This window comes from Achromobacter spanius (genome assembly GCF_002812705.1).
GTDB classification, from domain to species: Bacteria; Pseudomonadota; Gammaproteobacteria; order Burkholderiales; family Burkholderiaceae_B; genus Achromobacter; species Achromobacter spanius.
Genome location: NZ_CP025030.1, coordinates 332,102 through 351,269 on the forward strand (window position 1 = coordinate 332,102; position 19,168 = coordinate 351,269).

Annotated in this window: 13 protein-coding genes; 8 read left to right on the forward strand and 5 right to left on the reverse strand. The window is 66.1% G+C overall.

What is annotated here, in order from left to right:
• The first annotated feature begins 123 nt into the window (after positions 1-123).
• The 3 genes from uvrA (at position 124) to CVS48_RS01670 (ending at position 8,163) form a co-directional block, all read left to right on the forward strand.
• Positions 124-5,931: an excinuclease ABC subunit UvrA gene (gene uvrA, locus CVS48_RS01655; protein WP_100852980.1), complete on the forward strand. Its 5,808-nt coding sequence runs from the start codon at positions 124-126 to the stop codon at positions 5,929-5,931.
• 5 nt (positions 5,932-5,936) lie between these two features.
• Entirely contained in the window at positions 5,937-7,073 is a 1,137-nt protein-coding gene (locus CVS48_RS01660) for an aminodeoxychorismate synthase component I (protein ID WP_100852981.1), read from the forward strand.
• A 457-nt stretch (positions 7,074-7,530) separates the two neighbouring features.
• Entirely contained in the window at positions 7,531-8,163 is a 633-nt protein-coding gene (locus CVS48_RS01670) for an aminotransferase class IV family protein (RefSeq protein ID WP_100852983.1), read from the forward strand.
• Positions 8,164-8,253: 90 nt separating this feature from the next.
• Here the strand turns inward: CVS48_RS01670 and CVS48_RS01675 are convergent, their stop codons facing one another.
• Positions 8,254-9,192, reverse strand: a complete 939-nt coding sequence (locus CVS48_RS01675) for a LysR family transcriptional regulator (protein ID WP_100852984.1) — start codon at positions 9,190-9,192, stop codon at positions 8,254-8,256.
• A gap of 110 nt (positions 9,193-9,302) precedes the next feature.
• Here CVS48_RS01675 and CVS48_RS01680 point away from each other — a divergent pair, with 110 nt between their 5' ends.
• Genes CVS48_RS01680 through CVS48_RS01690 form a run of 3 tightly spaced genes read left to right on the forward strand, consistent with a single transcriptional unit; the run spans position 9,303 to position 11,354 of the window.
• Positions 9,303-10,541 (forward strand): aromatic ring-hydroxylating dioxygenase subunit alpha, encoded by a 1,239-nt coding sequence (locus CVS48_RS01680; protein ID WP_100852985.1) that lies wholly within the window; start codon positions 9,303-9,305, stop codon positions 10,539-10,541.
• Positions 10,542-10,543: 2 nt separating this feature from the next.
• A complete protein-coding gene (locus tag CVS48_RS01685) occupies positions 10,544-11,017 on the forward strand; it encodes an aromatic-ring-hydroxylating dioxygenase subunit beta (RefSeq protein ID WP_050448951.1) in 474 nt (157 codons plus the stop codon).
• A gap of 25 nt (positions 11,018-11,042) precedes the next feature.
• Positions 11,043-11,354 carry a non-heme iron oxygenase ferredoxin subunit gene (locus CVS48_RS01690; protein ID WP_100857465.1) on the forward strand — a complete coding sequence of 104 codons (312 nt, stop codon included), beginning with the start codon at positions 11,043-11,045 and terminating at the stop codon, positions 11,352-11,354.
• A gap of 67 nt (positions 11,355-11,421) precedes the next feature.
• Here CVS48_RS01690 and CVS48_RS01695 read toward each other — a convergent pair whose 3' ends face one another.
• From CVS48_RS01695 to CVS48_RS01710, 4 genes are read right to left on the reverse strand one after another with little or no spacing between them, the layout of a single operon-like run.
• Complete coding sequence (locus CVS48_RS01695) at positions 11,422-12,261, reverse strand: tRNA threonylcarbamoyladenosine dehydratase (protein WP_100852986.1); 840 nt, start codon at positions 12,259-12,261, stop codon at positions 11,422-11,424.
• Between the two features lie 48 nt (positions 12,262-12,309).
• Complete coding sequence (locus CVS48_RS01700) at positions 12,310-13,719, reverse strand: efflux transporter outer membrane subunit (protein WP_172616212.1); 1,410 nt, start codon at positions 13,717-13,719, stop codon at positions 12,310-12,312.
• A 5-nt stretch (positions 13,720-13,724) separates the two neighbouring features.
• Positions 13,725-15,683 carry a MacB family efflux pump subunit gene (locus CVS48_RS01705; protein ID WP_100852987.1) on the reverse strand — a complete coding sequence of 653 codons (1,959 nt, stop codon included), beginning with the start codon at positions 15,681-15,683 and terminating at the stop codon, positions 13,725-13,727.
• A 1-nt stretch (position 15,684) separates the two neighbouring features.
• Entirely contained in the window at positions 15,685-16,890 is a 1,206-nt protein-coding gene (locus tag CVS48_RS01710) for an efflux RND transporter periplasmic adaptor subunit (RefSeq protein ID WP_100852988.1), read from the reverse strand.
• Between the two features lie 381 nt (positions 16,891-17,271).
• Between CVS48_RS01710 and CVS48_RS01715 the strand changes: the two genes are divergently transcribed.
• On the forward strand, positions 17,272-18,480 hold the full coding sequence (locus tag CVS48_RS01715) for an MFS transporter (RefSeq protein ID WP_100852989.1): 1,209 nt from the start codon (positions 17,272-17,274) through the stop codon (positions 18,478-18,480).
• A 4-nt stretch (positions 18,481-18,484) separates the two neighbouring features.
• Positions 18,485-19,147, forward strand: coding sequence for a gamma-glutamylcyclotransferase (locus tag CVS48_RS01720; RefSeq protein WP_391441741.1), 663 nt, complete (start codon positions 18,485-18,487; stop codon positions 19,145-19,147).
• Positions 19,148-19,168: the final 21 nt, after the last annotated feature.

Sequence of the window (19,168 nt, forward strand, 5' to 3'; positions counted from 1 at the left end):
TAAGCTTGTCCATATTATGGACAAGCGCCTCACAATATAGGCAATTATTCCATATCGCCGCGCTTGGAACCAGCGAAGGGTTATCGCTCGGGCAGGCGCCTACCTCACGCTACGATACCGTCCATGAGCTCCCAAATCCGCATCGTTGGCGCACGCCAGAACAACCTCAAGAACCTGGACCTTACCCTTGCCACCGGCGAACTGGTCGTTGTGACCGGTGTGTCGGGATCCGGCAAAAGCTCCCTGGCTTTCGACACCCTCTACGCCGAGGGGCAGCGGCGCTACGTGGAAACCTTCTCGCCCTATGCGCGCCAGTTCCTGGACCGCATGGACAAGCCGCAGGTTGACCGCATCGAAGGCATCCTGCCCGCCATCGCCATTGACCAGACCAACCCGGTGCGCAGCTCGCGCAGCACGGTCGGCACAATGACCGAACTGAACGACCACCTGAAATTGCTGTTCGCGCGCGGCGCCCGGCTGTACTGCCGGGGTTGCGGCAAGGTGGTCAGGCGCGATACGCCCGACTCCATCTACCACTCGCTGGCCGAACGCGCCGCCGTGGCCGGCGACCCGCGCCTGGTGGTGACCTTTCCCATCGCCGTGCCCGCCAACTTCACCGAAGACGAAGTGCGCGGCTTTCTTGAGCAGCAGGGCTATACCCGCGTGCACGCCGAGGAAACCGCCGTGCCGCGCGCCACCCTCGCCAAAAGCAACAAGCCCGCGAAAGGCGCCAAGAAAGCCAAGGCCGCCAAGGACGCAAGCGAAGAACGCCGCATCCTGCACGTCATCCAGGACCGCTTCCGCTTTGCCGGCACCGAGCGCGAGCGCGTGATGGAAGCGCTGGACACCGCGCTGCGCATGGGCGCCGGGCACCTGGCCGTGTACGTCGTGAACGCCGACGGCGACAACGCGCATATCTGGAAATACAGCGACCGCCTGCACTGCGCCGACTGCAACATCGAATACACCGACCCGCTGCCCAGCAGCTTCTCGTTCAATTCCCCGCTGGGCGCCTGCGAAGCGTGCCGGGGCTTTGGGCGTGTGATCGGTATCGACTTCGGCCTGGTCATCCCCGACGAAAACAAGACCTTGATGGAAGGCGCCATCAAGCCGTGGACCACGCCGTCCTACAAGGAATGCCAGGACGAACTGCAAAAGTACGCGCCGCGCGCGGGCGTGCCGCTGGGCGTGCCCTGGAAAAGCCTGAGCGAGGAACACAAGCGCTGGGTGCTGTACGGCACGCCCGACTGGAAGGGCGGCAACGACGCCTGGAAGCACCAGTGGTACGGCGTGCAGCGCTTTTTTGACTGGCTGGAAACCAAGGCCTACAAGATGCACGTGCGCGTGCTGCTGTCCAAGTACCGCAGCTACACGCCCTGCCCCACCTGCAACGGCGCGCGCCTGAAACCCGACGCGCTGCTGTGGCGCCTGGGCACGAAAGAAGAAGCCGACACCGTGCTGCCGCCCGAAGACGGCCGCTATCAGCGCTTCATGCCCGTCGGCGCCAACTGGTCGCGCGACCAACTCAATAACATCGGCGGCCTGTCTATCCATGACGTGATGCTGCTGCCCATCGAACGGGTGCGGCGTTTCTTTGACGAACTGTCGTTCTCGGGTGCGCTGGACGCGGCCACCGACCTGCTCATGACCGAGGTGCGCGCGCGCCTGAAGTTCCTGTGCGACGTGGGCCTGGGCTACCTGACGCTGGATCGCCAGAGCCGCACGCTGTCCGGCGGCGAAGTGCAGCGCATCAACCTGACCACCGCGCTGGGCACCTCGCTGGTGAACACGCTGTTCGTGCTGGACGAGCCGTCCATCGGCCTGCACCCGCGCGACATGCACCGCGTGGTCGAAGTCATGCACCGCTTGCGCAACGCCGGCAACACGCTGGTGGTGGTGGAGCACGACCCGCAAGTCATGGTGGCCGCCGACCGCATCATCGACATCGGCCCCGGCCCCGGCGAACGCGGCGGCTACATCGTTTTTGACGGCACGCCCAAGCAACTGCGCGCGGCCGACACGCTCACGGGCAACTACCTGGGTGGCCGCCAGCGCGTGGAAGCCCCGCGCCCCATGCCGGTGGCGGCGAACACGCCGCGCCTGCTGCTGGAAGGCGTCAACGCGCACAACCTGAAGAACGTGTCCGTCGAACTGCCGCTGGGCCGGCTGGTCTGCGTGACCGGCGTGTCCGGTTCGGGCAAGTCCACCCTGGTGCAGGACGTGCTGTACCCCGCGCTGTTGAAGCAAAAGGGCAAGCCGTCGGAATCGCCCGGCGCGTTCGACCGCCTCTTGGGCGCCGAACAGATTGCGGACGTGGTCATGGTGGACCAGACCCCCATCGGCAAGACCGCGCGCTCGAACCCCGCCAGCTACGTGGGCGCCTTTGACGCCATCCGCAAGCTGTTCGCCCAAGCCCCGCTGGCGCGCGAACGCGCGTACACGGCCGGCACGTTCAGCTTCAACGGTGGCGACGGCCGCTGCCCCACCTGCGGCGGCACCGGCTTTGAACACGTGGAAATGCAGTTCCTGTCGGACGTGTACCTGCGTTGCCCCGACTGCGACGGCAAGCGCTTCCGCCCCGAAGTGTTGGAAGTGCGTGTCGAACACCTGGGCAAGAGCGCATCCATCGACGAAGTGCTGGCCATGACGGTCAGCGAAGCGCTGGACTTCTTCAAGGGCCTGCGCGACGTGCAGACCGGCCTGGCGCCGTTGGCCGACGTGGGCCTGGAATACGTGCGGCTGGGGCAACCCGTGCCCACGCTGTCCGGCGGCGAGGCCCAACGCCTGAAGCTCGCCGGCCACTTGGCCGAGGCCGCCCGCAGCGGTATTTCCACGGCCAAGGTGGCCAAGAAGGGCAGCCTGTTCCTGTTCGACGAACCCACCACCGGCCTGCACTTTGACGACGTGGCGCGGCTGATGCGCGCGTTCCGCAAGCTGCTGGCCGCCGGCCACACGCTGCTGGTCATCGAACACAATCTGGACGTGATCCGCGCGGCCGACTGGCTGATCGACCTGGGCCCCGAAGGCGGCGACGCTGGCGGCCTGCTGATCGGCGTGGGCACGCCGCAGGACCTGATGGGCAACCCCAAGTCGCACACGGGCGCGGCCCTGCGCGATTACGAAGTCAGCATCCTGCCGGCCGACGTGGTGGTCACCAGCGACATCGACGCGCAAGAAGTCGAGCAAGCCGGCCTGACTGCGCGCATCGCCGAACCGACCGCCGTGTACAACGACGCCGCCGTGGCCACCGACGCCAGCGGCGCGGGCGATGGCACGCCGCTGCAATCCGTGATGCGCGCGCGTCGCCAAGGCAATATGGCGATCGAAATCCGCAACGCGCGCGAGCACAACCTGAAGAACATCAGCGTTGAAATCCCGCACGACAAGTTCACCGTGATCACCGGCGTGTCCGGCTCGGGCAAGTCGACGCTGGCTTTCGACATCCTGTTCAACGAGGGCCAGCGCCGCTATCTGGAATCGCTGAACGCCTACGCGCGCGCCATCGTGCAGCCGGCCGGCAAGCCCGACGTGGACGCCATCTTCGGCATTCCGCCCACCGTGGCCATCGAACAGCGCACCAGCCGGGGGGGCCGCAAGTCCACCGTGGCCACGATGACGGAAATCCACCATTTCCTGCGCCTGCTGTATGTGAAGCTGGGCACGCAGTACTGCCCGGATTGCAACGTGGCCGTTGAACCGCAGAACACGGACCAGATCGTGGCCCGCCTGCTGCGCGACCACAAGGGCGTGCACATCGGACTGCTGTCCCCCCTGGTGACCGCGCGCAAGGGCTATTACACGGACCTGGCCAAGTGGGCCGGTTCCAAGGGCCATACACATTTGCGCGTGGACGGCGAGTTCATTCCCGTGGCCCCGTGGCCGCGCCTGGACCGCTACAAGGAACACACCATTGAACTGCCCGTGGCGGACGTGGTGGTGGACCCGGCCAACGAAGCCGACCTGCGCGCCGCCGTCAAGAGCGCCTTGGAAAACGGCCAGGGCGTGATGTCAGTGGTGTGGCCGGTGAACAAGCTGCACGAAGCGCTGAACAGCGATTTGCAGCAGCAGCATTTTTCGGTGAAACGCGCGTGCCCGTCTTGCGGCACCAGCTTCCCCGAACCCGATCCGCGCCTGTTCTCGTACAACTCCAAGCACGGCTGGTGCACGGGCTGCTTTGGCACGGGCCTGCAATTGCAGGGCTTTGACGAAGAACAGACCGGTGAGGAAACCGCCTGGAACGCCTGGTATGAAGGCGAGGCCAAGGCCTGCACGCAATGCGACGGGCAGCGCCTGAACCGGGTGGCGCGCGCCGTGCGCTGGCGCGACAAGTCCATTGCCGAACTGGCGTCACTGCCGGTGTCGGACGCGCACACCTTCTTCACCGGGCTGGTGACGCGCGGCCGCGAAGGCGAGATCGCCCGCGACATCCTGACGGAAATCCGCGGCCGCTTGAACTTCATGCAGGAAGTGGGCCTGAACTACCTGGCGCTGGACCGCGCCGCGCCCACGCTGTCTGGCGGCGAGGCGCAGCGCATCCGTCTGGCCGCGCAACTGGGTTCCAACCTGCAAGGCGTTTGCTACGTGCTGGACGAGCCCACCATCGGCCTGCACCCGCGCGACAACCGGATCCTGCTGGACGCGCTGGCGCGTCTGGAGGGCAACGGCAACACGCTGGTGGTGGTGGAACATGACGACGACACCATCCGCCGCGCCTCGCACGTCATCGACATCGGACCGGGCGCGGGCATCCGTGGCGGCCGGGTCGTGGCGCAAGGCACGGTGGAAGACGTGATGAACGCGCCGGAATCCATCACGGGCCGCTACCTGAAGACGCCGCTTGCGCATCCGCTGCAAGGCCGCCGCGCGGTCGAGGCCGACACGCCCATGATCGAGATCCGTGGCGCTCGCCTGCACAACCTGCGCAGCGTGGACGCCAAGATCCCGGTGGGCCGCCTGAGCGTGGTGACGGGCGTGTCCGGTTCCGGCAAGTCCACCCTGGCGCGCGAAGTGCTGCTGGACAACCTGATGCAGGCCGTGTCCCAAGGCAAGGCGCCGGGCTGGGCCGGCTGCGAGAGCATCAAGGGCTGGGAAGCCATCGACCGCGTGCTGGAAGTGGACCAGACCCCCATCGGCAAGACGCCGCGTTCGTGCCCGGCCACCTATGTGGGCTTCTGGGACGACGTGCGCAAGCAGTTCGCCGACACCCGCGAAGCCCGCATGCGCGGCTGGACAGCGGCGCGCTTCTCGTTCAACACCGGCGACGGCCGCTGCCCCATCTGCGAAGGCCAGGGCATGCGCACCATCGAAATGAACTTCCTGCCCGACGTCAAAGTGCCGTGCGACGCCTGCAACGGCGCTCGCTTCAACAGCGACACGCTTAGCGTGCAGATGCGCGGCAAAAACGCCGGCGAGCTGCTGTCCATGGAAGTGGATGACGCCATCGGCTACTTCGCCGCGCATCCGAAGATCCACCGCCCGCTGCAATTGATGCAAGACGTGGGCCTGGGTTACCTGACGCTGGGCCAGCCGTCGCCCACGCTGTCGGGCGGCGAGGCGCAGCGCATCAAGCTGGTGACCGAGCTGTCCAAGGCGCGCCTGACCGATGGGCTGATCAAGACCGGCCGCGCCTCGCGCATTCCACACACGCTCTACGTGCTGGACGAACCGACGGTGGGCTTGTCGATGGCCGACGTCGAAAAGCTGATCCACGTGCTGCATCGCCTGGTGGAAGCCGGCAATACGGTGGTGGTGATCGAGCATAATCTGGACGTCATCGCCGAAGCCGACTGGCTGCTGGACCTGGGCCCCGAAGGCGGCACGGGCGGCGGCCAACTGGTGGCCGAAGGCTCGCCGGAACATGTGATGACCCTGGCCGATCATTCCCACACCGGCCGTGTCCTGACGGAATTCCTGGCACATCAAGCGCGGTAGCAAGCATGGATTGTCGTTTTGAAGACCGGCTGGCCGGCCGCGCGTTTCGGTTCGAGGGCTTTTGCTCCCGGATCGAGGCGCGCACCGCCGCCGACGTCGCGCCCGCGCTGGCGGCCATCGAGGCCGCGCGGCAACAGGGGCATTGGGTGGCCCTGTTGCTGGACTATGAACTGGGTGAATGGCTGCTGCCCGAAGCCACGCTGGCCGCGCCGGCCGGCCCCTGGACGCCCCCGCAAGACGACGGCCGGCCCCGGCTGACGGCGCTGGTCTTCGATCGCAAGGTGGACGAAGCGCCCTGGGACGCGCCGGACGCCGCCAGCGCCCCGGCCGCCATCAGCCTGCCCACGCCGCGCATGACCGAGGCCGACTACGTGCGCCAGGTCGACGCCATACGCGGGCTGATCGAAGACGGCGAGCTGTATCAAGTCAATTACACCCAGCCGCTGGACCTGCAATACCAGGGCGATCCGGCCACCTTGTACCGGCGCATTGCCGCGCGCAACCCGGTCGCGCATGGCGCCTTCATTCAGGATGGCGAGCGCACGGTGCTGTCGTTTTCGCCTGAACTGTTTGTGCGACGTGAGGGCTCGCGGCTGACAACCCGCCCCATGAAAGGCACCGCGCCACGCCATCCCGACCCGATCGAAGACGCGCGCCTGGGCCAGGCCTTGCTGGCCAGCGAGAAGAACCGCGCCGAAAACCTGATGATCGTGGACCTGCTGCGCAACGACCTGGGCCGCCTGGCGCAGCCGGGTTCGGTCAAGGTGGATGCGCTGTTTTCATTGGAACGCTACCCCACTGTGTGGACCATGACGTCCACAGTCTCCGCCGAGGCGCCGGGGGCCGGGCTGCAAGCGGTGTTGCATGCGCTGTTTCCTTGCGGGTCGATTACCGGCGCCCCGAAGGTGGCCGCGATGCGCCGGATCCGCCAAATGGAAGCTGCCCCGCGCGGTTTGTATTGCGGCAGCGTCGGCTGGCTGGCGCCAAATGGCGATTTTTCACTGAACGTCGCGATCCGCACGCTGGTGCTGGATGCGCACGGCCACGGCGTGTATAGCGTAGGCGGCGGGATCGTGCATGATTCCGACCCCGCGGAGGAATGGCAGGAATGCCATTGGAAAGCGCGGATATTGCGGGGTTGATGGAAGGGCGACGACGTGTCGGCGTGTGGGCGCAGCGGCGTGTTGGCCCATCGGCCCATCGGCGCAACGGCACATCGGCGCAACGGCGCATCGGCGCGTCGGCACATCGGCACATCGGCCCATCGGCACATCGGCACATCGGCACATCGGCCCATCGGCCCATCGGTACATCGGCGCATCGGCCCATCGGCCCATCGGCGCATCGGCGCATCGGCAATCGTAGGATGGGTGAAGCGCGCGATGGGGTGCGCAAGAACGCGAACGGTTGCCGCGCGTAACCCATCATCCACCGTTTGCGATGTATCCGGCGCCGATTGATGGGTTACGCGCGATTGACGAAGGGGTTCTTGGGGCGGGCGTGCCGCGCTTCACCCATCCTACGACCACGCCCCCGCAATCCACCACTCGGTAGTAGCATAGAGCGCGGTCCACAACCGCGATTTTCCAGGAGCGTCCCATGCAACCCGAATTGATCGAGACCATCCTGGTCGATGCCGAACAGCGCGTGCCCTTGTTGGCACGCCATCTGAAGCGCTTGGAAGCCGCCTGCAAGGATCTGGGTTATGCCTGGGCCGGGCGCGCCGTTGAAGGCGACATCATGATCGCCGCCATGGGTCTGGTCACGCCAGGCCCGCACCGGCTGCGCCTGCTGGTGGCGCGCGACGGCAGCCGCCATATCCAGACCGCCCCGCTGCCCCCGCTGCCCGCCGTGCAGGAAGTGATGCTGGCGCCCGAAACGCTGCGCTCGTCCGAACCGCTGCTGCGCTACAAGACCACGCACCGGCCCTGGTACACCAAGACCATCGAATGGCTGCCCGCGCATCCCAACATCTTTGACCTGCTCTACCTGAACGAACGCGGCGAGCTCTGCGAAGGCAGCCGCAGCAACGTCTACCTGCTGCTGGACGGCCGCTGGTACACGCCGCCCGTATCCAGCGGCTGCCTGCCCGGCGTGCAACGCGGTGAACTGCTGGACACCGCCAACGCAAGCGAGCGTGTGCTGACCCTGGCCGACCTGCACGACGCCGACGAAATCCGCCTGTCCAACGCGCTGCGCGGCTGGTTCACCGTCACGCTACGGGAAGCCTGACTCCCCTGCCGTCTCACCGCCGCGCTACGGGAAACCTGACTCCCCTGCCGTTTCACCACCACGCGACGCGAAACCTGACTCCCCTGCCGTTCACCGCCGCGCTGCGGGAAGCCTGCCCCCTCCGTCCTGATCCGCGAACTGTTCCACCACCACCTGGCGCAGCCATTGATTGGCCGGCTCGCGGTGATTGCGCGCGTGCCAGAACACATTGATGACCGACTCGGGAATCTTCACCGGACAGGGCGCCGTCGCCAGCCCGAAGGGCGTACAGGCGCAATCGGCAAAGCGCCGCGGCACCACCGCGATCATGTCGGTGGCTTGCAGCACCGGCCCTACCGCCATGAAGTGCGGCACCGTCAGCCGCAAGCGGCGGCGGATGCCGGCGCGGGCTATCACCTCGTCCACCACGCCATGCCCCGTGCCCTCGGACACAATCGCCACATGCTCGGCCGCGCGGAATTGCTTGGCCGTCACCCCCGAGCGGGCCAGCGGATGGTCGCGCCGAAAGATGCACACATAGGGCTGGCTGAACAGCTTGCGTTGAAAGAAGCCGCTTTGCAGACTGGGTAGAAAGCCCATGGCCAGGTCGATACGGCCGCGTTCCATTTCATCGCGCACATCAATCGACGTCGTACGCACCGTGCGTATCGTGACGCCCGGTGCGGCGGTGTCCAGGGCCCGCATCAAGCGCGGCAGGAAATAGGTTTCGCCCACATCGTTCACGCCGATCACAAACGCCCGTTCGCTGCGCGCCGGGTCGAACACGGCGCGCGCGTTCAGCGTGCCATGCAACGCACCCAAGGCATCCGCAATGGGCTGCGCCAGCGCCTCGGCATAAGGCGTGGGCACCATCCCGCGCGAGGTGCGCAGGAACAATTCATCGCCCAGAAGCTTGCGCAAGCGGCTCAGCGCATTGCTGACGCCGGGTTGCGAAATACCCAGGCTTTGCGCGGCGGCCGACACCCGGCCGTGCTTGTGCAGTTCGTTGAAGACGACCAGCAGGTTCAGGTCTACGTCTTTCAGGTTCATGCGCTTGTCTCCACCAATATTGATGTTGGTGATGTCTTCTATTGATCAGATTCTATTTATTTATTTCATCGGCTGCCCGATGATGAAGCGATAAAAATAGGAGACAAACCATGCACATCGACCCGCCCTGGCAGGGCGACGGTTCCCACCGTATTCCCTTCGGCGTCTACACCGACGCCGCCTTGCACCAGCGCGAGCTGGAACGCTTCTTCTACCGGGCGCACTGGTGTTACGTCGGTCTGGAAGCCGAAATTCCCAACCCAGGCGACTTCAAGCGCACCGCCGTGGGCGAGCGATCGGTGATTCTGCTGCGCGACCAGAGCGGCCAGGTGCGCGTGGTGGAAAACGTGTGCGCCCATCGCGGCGTGCAGTTCTGCCGTGAACGATCCGGCAACCGCAGCGAATTCGTCTGCCCCTATCACCAATGGAATTACGACCTGGAAGGCAACCTGATCGGCGTGCCCTTCCGACGCGGCGTCAAACAAGACGGCAAGGTCAACGGCGGCATGCCGCCCGATTTCAAGACCGAAGAGCACGGCCTGACCAAGCTGGCGGTGGCCTGTCGAAACGGCGTGGTGTTCGCCTCGTTCGACCACGACGCCGAACCGCTGGAAGACTATCTGGGACCAGACATCCTGCACTATTTCGACCGTGTCTTCGATGGCCGTGAACTGGTCATCCATGGCTACAGCCGCCAGCGCATCCCGGGCAACTGGAAGCTGATGCAGGAGAACATCAAGGACCCCTATCACCCCGGCCTGCTGCACACCTGGTTCGTCACCTTCGGGCTGTGGCGCGCGGACAACCGGTCGGAACTGAAAATGGACCGCCACTTCCGCCACGCCGCCATGATTTCCACGCGCGGCCAAGGCGGCAAGGGCAGCGTCACCAGCGGCGTGTCCAGCTTCAAGGAACAGATGTCGCTGAACGACGACCGCTTCCTGGACATCGTGCCGGAGCCCTGGTGGAACGGCCCCACCGCCGTGCTGATGACGTTGTTTCCCAGCGTGATCATCCAGCAGCAGGTCAATTCGCTATCCACCCGCCACATCCAGCCCGTGGGCCACGACGCCTTCGACTTCGTCTGGACGCACTTCGGCTTTGCCGAAGATACGCCCGAGATGACGCGCCGGCGGCTGCGCCAAGCCAACCTGTTCGGCCCGGCCGGCTTCGTATCGGCGGACGACGGCGAAGTGATTGAATTTTCGCAATCGGGTTTTGAACAGAAACCGTGGCATCGCAGCGTGGCGGAACTGGGCGGCAAGACCGCCGAGAACACCGACCACATGGTGACCGAAACGCTGATACGCGGCATGTATGCGTATTGGCGCCGCGTGATGGAGGCATGACGATGCTGGACTTTCCGCTCTACTACCGCCTGACCTGCCTGTACACCGACTACGCCGCCGCGCTGGACGCCGAGCAATGGGAGAAATGGCCCGACTTCTTTCTGGAAGACTGCACCTACAAGGTGCTGCCCCGCGAAAATCACGAACGCGGCTACCCCTTGGCCACCATGGCGTTCGAAAGCCGCGCCATGCTGAAAGACCGCATCTACGGCGCCACCGAAACGATCTTTCACGACCCCTACTACCAGCGCCATGTGGTGGGCGCGCCGCGCGTGTTGCTGGTGCAAGGCGACCGCATCGAATCCGAAGCCAACTATGCCGTCTTTCGCACCAAGCCCAACCAACTGACCACGGTGTTCAACGTGGGCCGCTACCTGGACGTGGTGCGCAGCACGCCGGACGGCCTGAAGTTTGAATCGCGGCTGTGCATCTTCGACAGCGAGCTGGTGCCCAATTCGCTTATCTACCCTATTTAGCCGAGCCAGGATCACCGCCATGACTATGACTACTCAATGGATCAAGGCCATCGCCCATGCCGATGTGCCCGAAGACGACGTGATCGCCGTGCAGGCGGGCGACCGCGAAATCGCGCTGTACGGCGTGGACGGCGAGGTCTACGCCACCGACAACCTCTGTACGCACGGCAACGCGCGCTTATGCGATGGCTTCTTGACCGGCCATGAAATCGAATGCCCGCTGCACCAGGGCCGCTTTGACGTGCGCGATGGGCGGGCGCTGTGTTCGCCCTTGCGCGACAACGTGGCGACCTACCCGGTCAGGATCGAGGACGGGATGGTGTTCGTGGGGATGTAGCGGCCGCTGCGACTACCAATGCCGCAGCCCACGTGGCCACCGCGATAGCAACCCGCTCGGCCCGCGTTCAGATCGCCATCCGCAACGCTTCGTTGGCCGCCGCCATGCCCATGGCCGCGGTCACCGTCACCACCGACCCGTAACCGGCGCAAGACAAGCCCTGCGGCGCGGGGCTCTGCGCCGCCGCGCCCATATCGTCTTCGCCCTCGATGGGGCGCGTCCAGGCGTCGGGCAGAATGGCCGGCTGGTCGAACCACAGGGCATGCACGCCCATCTTCGGCACGCGCTTGAGCGCCTTGCCGTTCTGGTCGGAGGCGCGGGGAAAACCGTGCTCGCGGCGCAGCTTGTTGCGCAGCTTGGCCAGCAAGGCGTCGTTCACCGACGCCGACAGGTCGCCCGCCCGCAAGGCCAGCGGATCGGTCTTGCCACCCGCGCCGCCGCACAGCAGCATGGGCACGCCCAGCGCGCGCGCATGCAGAATCATCGCGATCTTGGCCTCGGCCTGGTCGGTGCAATCGATGATGACGGTGTATGGGCCGGGCAAGACCTCGGCCACGTTCTCGGGCGACACAAAGTCGTCAATGCGCGTCAGCCGGCATTCGGGGTTGATCTCCAACACCCGCTCGGCCATGGCATCAACCTTGGATTGCCCCAGCGTGGACGTCAGCGCATGGATCTGACGATTGACATTGGATTCGGCAATGTGGTCCAGGTCGATCAGCGTCAACGCGCCCACGCCGCAGCGCACCAGGGCCTCGACCGTCCAGGACCCCACGCCGCCCAGTCCGGCGACGGCAACGTGTGCCTGTTGAAGCCGGGCGGGCGCCTGGGGGCCATACAAACGGGACAGACCGCCAAAACGGCGGTCCAGGTCGGCGGAGGGGGCTGGGTGGTCGGGCGAGTTCATGGCGGCTATTTTAGGGCAGGCATCAAGCTTGTAACTTCAACCCCAGCCTCAGCCCGCATCATCCCCGCCCAGTGCCCGATACACCGTCACCTGGTTCACCAGGCGGTTCAGGCCGTTCTCGTCCCGAGCAATCTCGGCCGTGCGACGCTTTTCCTGCGCGTCCAGCCAGTCCTTCAAGGACACGGCCCCTGCCCGATACCGCACTTCGTACAGGCGCTCGGCCTCGCGCGCCGCGCGTAGCGACACCGCAAGCTGCTCGGCCTGCAAGGCCAACTGGGTTCGGTTCGACAGCGCGTTTTCCACATCAGCCATGGCCTGATACAGCGACTGCCGGAAATTGACGACACGCTCTTCGTAATCGGCCTTCGAGATCTTGATGTTCAGCTGCATCTGGTTCCATTGCAGGAACGGCAGCGTCAGACCCACGCCCAGCGTGGCGACGGGGTTTTGCAGCATGTTCGACAGCGTGGGGCTGGCGCTGCCCACCGCGCCCGTCAGCGTCACCGGCGGATAGAAGCTGGCGCGGGTGGCGTCGACGGTGGCCAGCGCCTCGCGCAGGCGCAGCTCGGTGGCGCGCAAATCGGGGCGGCGGCCAAGCAGGTCCGCCGGCACACCGGCGCGGGCCTCGGGCAGCGGGTATGCCGGCAGGCGGGGCGGGTTGGCCATGCTGCGGTCGGGGGGGCCGTCAAACAGAATCGTCAACGCATTGGTGTATTCCACGCGCTGCTGCACCAGCAAGGTGTGCGCCGCCTGCTGGCTGGCCACGGTCTGCTCGGCTTCGGCCAGTTCCAGCGCCGACGCGCCGCCCGCGGCGTATTGCGCGCGCACCAGGTCTTGCGTGCGGCGCGCGTAGGCGATGCTTTCCTCGCTGCTGGCAATGCGCTGGTTGATGAAGGCCGTTTGCCAATACAGCGTGGCGGTGGTGCCCACCAGCGACAAGGCGGCGGACTGGCGGTCTTGCTCGGTGGCCAGCGCTTCCCATTGCGCCGCGTCCCGCTGGCGCGAGAGCTTGCCCCACAGATCCACTTCGTAGCTGACGGTCAGCTGGGCCTGGTTGGCGCGCGTGATGGCACGGTCGCCATACAGGTTGCGGTTGCGCGTCACGTTGGCGTCGCCACCCAACTGCGGGATCAGCTTGTCTTCGGTCAGGCCCGCCTGGTATTGCGCGCGGCGCACGCGGATGGCGGCCGCGGCCAGGTCGTTATTGCGCGCCAGGACGGCGTCGACCAGCCCGTTCAACACCGGGTCATTGAAATTGCGCCACCAGGCGCCGCCGTCAGCCAAGGGGGCTTGCGAGTTCCCCGCTCCACCGTAGGTCCAGGCGGCGGGCGTCTGGGTCAGCGGGGGTTCGTAGTCGCTACGCAGCAGGCTGCCGCATCCCGCTAAAGCCAAAGGCAGGGCCAAGGCCAGCGCCAACGTCCGCGCGACAGGTTTGCAAATCAGGGAAACCGCTTTCATCGTCCTCATTCCCGGGCCAGCGCCTCGACGGGATCCAGGCGCGCCGCGTTGCGCGCCGGCAAATAGCCAAAAAGCACACCGATCAGCGTCGAGCACGTAAATGCCGCCACCATCGATGCCGTGGAATAAATCATCTGGAACGAGCCGCCCGTGGCCTTGGACACCAGCACGCCCAGGGCCAGCGACAGAATGATGCCCAGCGCCCCGCCGATCAGGCAGACCAGCACCGCTTCAATCAGGAACTGCTGCATGATGTCGCTGCGCCGCGCGCCCACCGCCATCCGCACGCCGATTTCCCGGGTGCGCTCGGTCACCGACACCAGCATGATGTTCATGACGCCGATGCCGCCCACCATCAGCGAGATCAACGCAATCAGCGACACCAGCAGCGTCATCGTGGCGGTGGTGCGTTCGATGGTCTTGCGGATGGCGTCCGTGTTGAACACGAAGAAATCCTTCACCACGTGGCGGCGCATCAACACGCGCTCGATGGCTTTCTCGGCGGCGGCGGGCGGCGTGGCGTCGCTGACGCGCACCGTGATGCTCTTCAGGTGCTGCTGCCCCAGCACGCGCGACAAGGCCGTGGTGTAGGGAATCCAGACGTTCAGGGACTCGTTGTTGCCGAACACCGAGTCCTTCTTGGCGGTCACCCCGATCACGCGCGCCGGCATGGAGCCCAGGAAGATGACCTGCCCGATGGGCTCCGTGTGCGAGCCGAACAGCGCCCGCCGCGTGCCGTCGTCGATCACCACTTCCTGCGCCCGGCGCACGACGCTGGTTTCGTCGAAGAACTTGCCCTCTGCCAGCTTGATGGCGCGCACGCGGAAGTACTGTTCGCCCACGCCCTGTATGGAGCCGTTGACCGACACGTTGCGATAGCGCAGCGTGTTGCTCGTGGCGACTTCCGGCGTGACGCTGTCCACATAGGGTTCACGCGCCAGGGCATCGGCGTCGGCCGCGACCAGCGTGCGGATATTCACGGCCTTCTCGTCGCCGAAATCCTTGCCGGGAAAGACCTCCACCGTATTGGTGCCGATGGCGCTGATGTCTTCCAGGATCTTGCGCCGCGAGCCCTCGCCCAGCGCCACCACCGACACCACGGCGGCAATGCCGATGATGATGCCCAGCATGGTCAGCGACGTGCGCAGCCGGTGTGCGTTCATGGACAAGAGCGCCATGCGCAAGGCTTCGCCGCAGCGGTCCAGGTACGACTGCCAGGCCGGCCGCCTGGGCAATTCGGGCGGTGCGTCGCGCGCGGCGTCCCGGTGTGGGGCGTCGGGGTTGCGCTTGTCCGCCACGATCTCGCCGTCGCTGATCTCGATGATGCGTTGCGCGTGGCGCGCCACGTTCATGTCGTGCGTGACGATGATGATGGTGTGCCCGGCCGCGTTCAGCTCTTCCAGGATGCGCAGCACTTCCTGGCCGGTGTGCGTGTCCAGCGCGCCGGTGGGTTCGTCGGCCAGGATGATGTCGCCGCCGTTCATCAGCGCGCGCGCGATGCTCACGCGCTGCTGCTGGCCGCCGGACAACTGGCCGGGGCGGTGCTCGGAGCGGTCGCCCAGGCCCAGCCGGTCCAGCAGTTGGTCGGCGCGGTCGATGCGCGCCTCGCGGCGCTTGCCGGCGTAGACGGCGGGCATTTCGACGTTGCCCTGCGCGCTCAGGTCGGACAGCAGGTGATAGCGCTGGAAGATGAAGCCGAAATGCTCGCGGCGCAGTTCGGCCAGTTCGTCCGGGTCCAGCTCGCCCGTGCTGCGGCCGTCAACGCGGTAGTCGCCCCGGGTCGGGCGGTCCAGGCAGCCCAGGATGTTCATCAGCGTGGACTTGCCCGAGCCGGACGCGCCCACGATGGCGACCATTTCGCCGGCCTCGATGGTCAGGTTGACGTCTTTCAGGACGGCAATGGTCTGGTCGCCCGCGGGAAACTCGCGGCGCACCCCGGACAGCGCGATCAGCGGACCGCTCATGTCAGGCCCCCGACGCTGCCGGGCCGGCCGCCGCGGCACCGGCCGCCGCCGCCGAATCCGCCGACACGACCCGGTCGCCCACCTCCAGCCCCTCCAGCACCTGCGCCTGGACGTTGTTGTTCATGCCGATCTTGACCTGGCGCACCTCGGTCTTGTTGTCTTGCAGGACCACGCGCACCGCATAGCGGCCGTCGTCGCCGCGCTTGCCCAGCGCCGAGGCCGGCACCACCACGGCGTCCTTGGCTTCGCCCAGCACGATGAACACCTGCGCGGTCATCGAGATGCGCAGCTTTTCGTCGGGGTTGGGCACGTCGAACAGGCCGTTGTAGTACACGGCCGCGGTGGTGGAGCTGCTGCTGGACGAGGTCATCGACGTGGTGGCGTCGTCTTTCTGGACGGAGTCCGGCGCGGGTTCCACGGCGCGCAAGGTGGCGTGATAGCGCTCGTCGGGTTCACCCAGGATGGTGAAGTACACCGGCAGCCCCGGCTTGACCCGGGTGACGTCGGCTTCCGAAATCTGCGCCTTGATCGTCATGGTGTCCACCTGGGCCACCTTGATGATGGTGGGCGCGCTCTGGATCGAGTTGACGGTCTGGCCTTCCTTGGTCACCACCGCCACCACCATGCCGTCGATCGGCGAAACAATGCGTGTGTACCCCAGGTTGACCTTGGCCGTATCCACCTGGATTTCCGCCTGCGCGATCTGGGCGTCCAGCGACGCGATCTCGGCGCGGGTCACGCCCAGCGTGGCTTCGGCGGATTCATAGGCTTCGCGCGAACTGGCGTCGGCCGCCAGCATCTGGCGCTGGCGCTTGAACGCCAGTTCGGCCTGTTTCAGCATGGCGACCTTGGCCGCCCGCTCAGCGCGCCGGGTCTGCAAGGCGGCTTCGGCGTTGCGCAGGTCGTTCTGCTGGGTCAGGTCGTCGATTTCGGCAACCAGTTGGCCTTTCTTGACTCGGTCGCCCAGTTCCACTTTCAAGGACTTCAACTGGCCGGTGGCCTGGGCGCCCACGCTGACGCGCTCGATGGCGTCGATGGTGCCGCTGGCCAGCACGCTGTCTTCCAGGTTGGCCCGGCTGACTTCCGCCACCGCGAAGGTGGGGGGTGGCGGTGCCGAGAAGAACACGGCGCGCACGCCCAGCACCCCCAGGAGGATGACGACGGCGATGATGGCGTAGCGTTTGAACTTACTGCGGGACTTTTTCATTGCACCAGAGGATAAGGGGCGAGCCACGCCGCCCGTATTGCGGAACCAGGACGCCATCCTAAACGGGCCGGATGGCCAATCAACGGACTGTCGTCGGTTGAAACGGGAAAAAAATACTAAGGCGGCACCGCACGACGCAGCGCGCATTCGATTGTTCCGTTGCGTGAACGATACAACGGCAGCGGTCCGCGGGTGAAACCCGCCGCCGGCGCCCGCCGCCATCATGCCGCCAACCTGCCGCATCTTGCGCCGTAAGCGCGCAACTTGGCCGCTAGATGGCGCCTATCTTGTTAACACGCGCAGGAACATTATGCGGCGCTGCAAAAAAAGCGCGCCTCGACATAGGGGGACGATACGCACAGAATGAATGCAGTTAACGCCGTGTCTACCTCCAACAGATCCCCCTCCTCGCCCTCTGGTTCCCCGGAATTTTCCGGGGCGGTGCTGCTGTGCCTGCTGGCGATGATGAATCACGTGGCGCTGACCGGCGGGCGGATCACCGTGTCCTTGACCGCGCTGCAAATGGGGCTGTCCACGTTCAAGGTGGGCATGCTGGTTGCCGTGTTCGCGGTGCTGCCGATGCTGTTTTCGGTGCGCGCGGGGCGCTGGGTCGATCGGGTGGGCATCGTGCGTCCCCTCGTCATCGGCACGTCATTGGTGGCGATCGGCACCGCTTTACCGTTTATCTCGCAGACGCAGACGGCCTTGCTGATTGCGTCCTGCTGTATCGGCATCGGCTTCATGCTGCATCAGGTGGCCACGCAGGACCTGCTGGGCCATGCCGAACCCGCACAACGGCTGCGCAACTTTTCCTTCATGTCCCTGGCGCTGGCAGGGTCCGGATTTTCGGGGCCGCTGATCGCCGGGCTGGCCATCGACAACCTGGGCACGCGCACCGCATTCGGCCTGCTGGCGCTGGGCCCGATCCTGTCCGGTATCGGCTTGTATGCCTTGCGTCACCAATTGAAGGCCGTGGATTCGCAACTGTCGGGCGCCAAGGAAGCGCAGCGCCGCCGCGTGACCGAACTGCTGGCGGTGCCCGCCCTGCGCCGCATCCTGATGGTCAACACCATTTTGTCCGGGGCGTGGGACACGCATTTGTTCGTGGTGCCGATCTTCGGCGTGGCGATCGGGCTGTCCGCCACCACCATCGGCGTCATTCTGGCGTCCTTCGCGGCGGCAACGTTCGTTATCCGCCTGGTATTGCCGCTGATCATGCGCCGGGTGCGCTCGTGGACGCTGGTGCGCGTGGCGATGGCCACCGCCGCCATCGACTTCATGCTTTACCCGCTGTTCACCGACGTTACCGTCCTGATCGTGCTGTCGTTCATCCTGGGGCTTGCCTTGGGGTGCTGCCAACCGAGTATGCTTTCCCTCTTGCACCAGCACAGCCCGCCCGGGCGCGCGGCCGAAGCCGTGGGTTTGCGCATGGCGCTGATCAACGGCTCGCAGGTGTCCCTGCCGTTGACCTTCGGCGCGCTGGGTGCGGTAATTGGCGTCGCCCCGTTGTTCTGGGCCTATGCGCTGGCCTTGATGGCGGGCGGCTGGGCCAATCGCAATCCCCCGCTCGAATCTGAACGGAAACCGTAGAGCTTTGACCATGCAGTCCTCTCCCCCCGCCTCCGGCATCGCCGGCGCCAGCCTGCCCTTCCGTCTTTGGACGCCAGAGGAAAGGCAGGCTTCGCTGGATGACGCGCTGCGCCATTGGCAAGCCGGGGAAGACGTCTGGGTATATGGGTACGGATCACTGATCTGGCGCCCTGATTTCGACTTCATGGAGCGCCGCCTGGCGACCCTGCGCGGCCATCACCGGGCGCTGTGCCTGTGGTCGCGCGTGAACCGGGGCACGCCGGAATGCCCGGGCCTGGTGTTCGGCCTGGACCGTGGCGGCTCGTGCCGGGGCGTGGTCTACCGCCTGGCCGGCAGCCAGGTGCCCACCTATTTCCCGGCGCTTTGGGAGCGCGAGATGTCCACCGGCGCCTACCTGCCCCGCTGGATCAATTGCACGACCGACGCCGGCCCCGTTCGCGCGCTGGTCTTCATCATGAACCGCGACAACCCCGCCTACATCCGCGCGCTGCCCGACGCCGAGCTGCTGGCCATCGTGCGCCGCGCGGCCGGTCGGTACGGCCCCTGCACCGATTACGTGGTGCAGACCGCCCAGGCGCTGCGCGCCGCCGGCATCCATGACGCCCGGCTGGACGCCATCGCGCGGCTGCTGGAAGAAGACGGACACACCCTGCCGGAAGGCGCCTGACCGCGCCGCTGGCCGCCCCCA

What these genes read in the sequence shown, in the direction of transcription:
- uvrA (WP_100852980.1), top strand. Translation starts at nt 124, where the DNA reads ATGAGCTCCCAAATCCGCATCGTTGGCGCACGCCAGAACAACCTCAAG.
- CVS48_RS01660 (WP_100852981.1), top strand. Translation starts at nt 5,937, where the DNA reads ATGGATTGTCGTTTTGAAGACCGGCTGGCCGGCCGCGCGTTTCGGTTC.
- CVS48_RS01670 (WP_100852983.1), top strand. Translation starts at nt 7,531, where the DNA reads ATGCAACCCGAATTGATCGAGACCATCCTGGTCGATGCCGAACAGCGC.
- CVS48_RS01675 (WP_100852984.1), bottom strand. Translation starts at nt 9,192, where the DNA reads ATGAACCTGAAAGACGTAGACCTGAACCTGCTGGTCGTCTTCAACGAA.
- CVS48_RS01680 (WP_100852985.1), top strand. Translation starts at nt 9,303, where the DNA reads ATGCACATCGACCCGCCCTGGCAGGGCGACGGTTCCCACCGTATTCCC.
- CVS48_RS01685 (WP_050448951.1), top strand. Translation starts at nt 10,544, where the DNA reads ATGCTGGACTTTCCGCTCTACTACCGCCTGACCTGCCTGTACACCGAC.
- CVS48_RS01690 (WP_100857465.1), top strand. Translation starts at nt 11,043, where the DNA reads ATGACTACTCAATGGATCAAGGCCATCGCCCATGCCGATGTGCCCGAA.
- CVS48_RS01695 (WP_100852986.1), bottom strand. Translation starts at nt 12,261, where the DNA reads ATGAACTCGCCCGACCACCCAGCCCCCTCCGCCGACCTGGACCGCCGT.
- CVS48_RS01700 (WP_172616212.1), bottom strand. Translation starts at nt 13,719, where the DNA reads ATGAAAGCGGTTTCCCTGATTTGCAAACCTGTCGCGCGGACGTTGGCG.
- CVS48_RS01705 (WP_100852987.1), bottom strand. Translation starts at nt 15,683, where the DNA reads ATGAGCGGTCCGCTGATCGCGCTGTCCGGGGTGCGCCGCGAGTTTCCC.
- CVS48_RS01710 (WP_100852988.1), bottom strand. Translation starts at nt 16,890, where the DNA reads ATGAAAAAGTCCCGCAGTAAGTTCAAACGCTACGCCATCATCGCCGTC.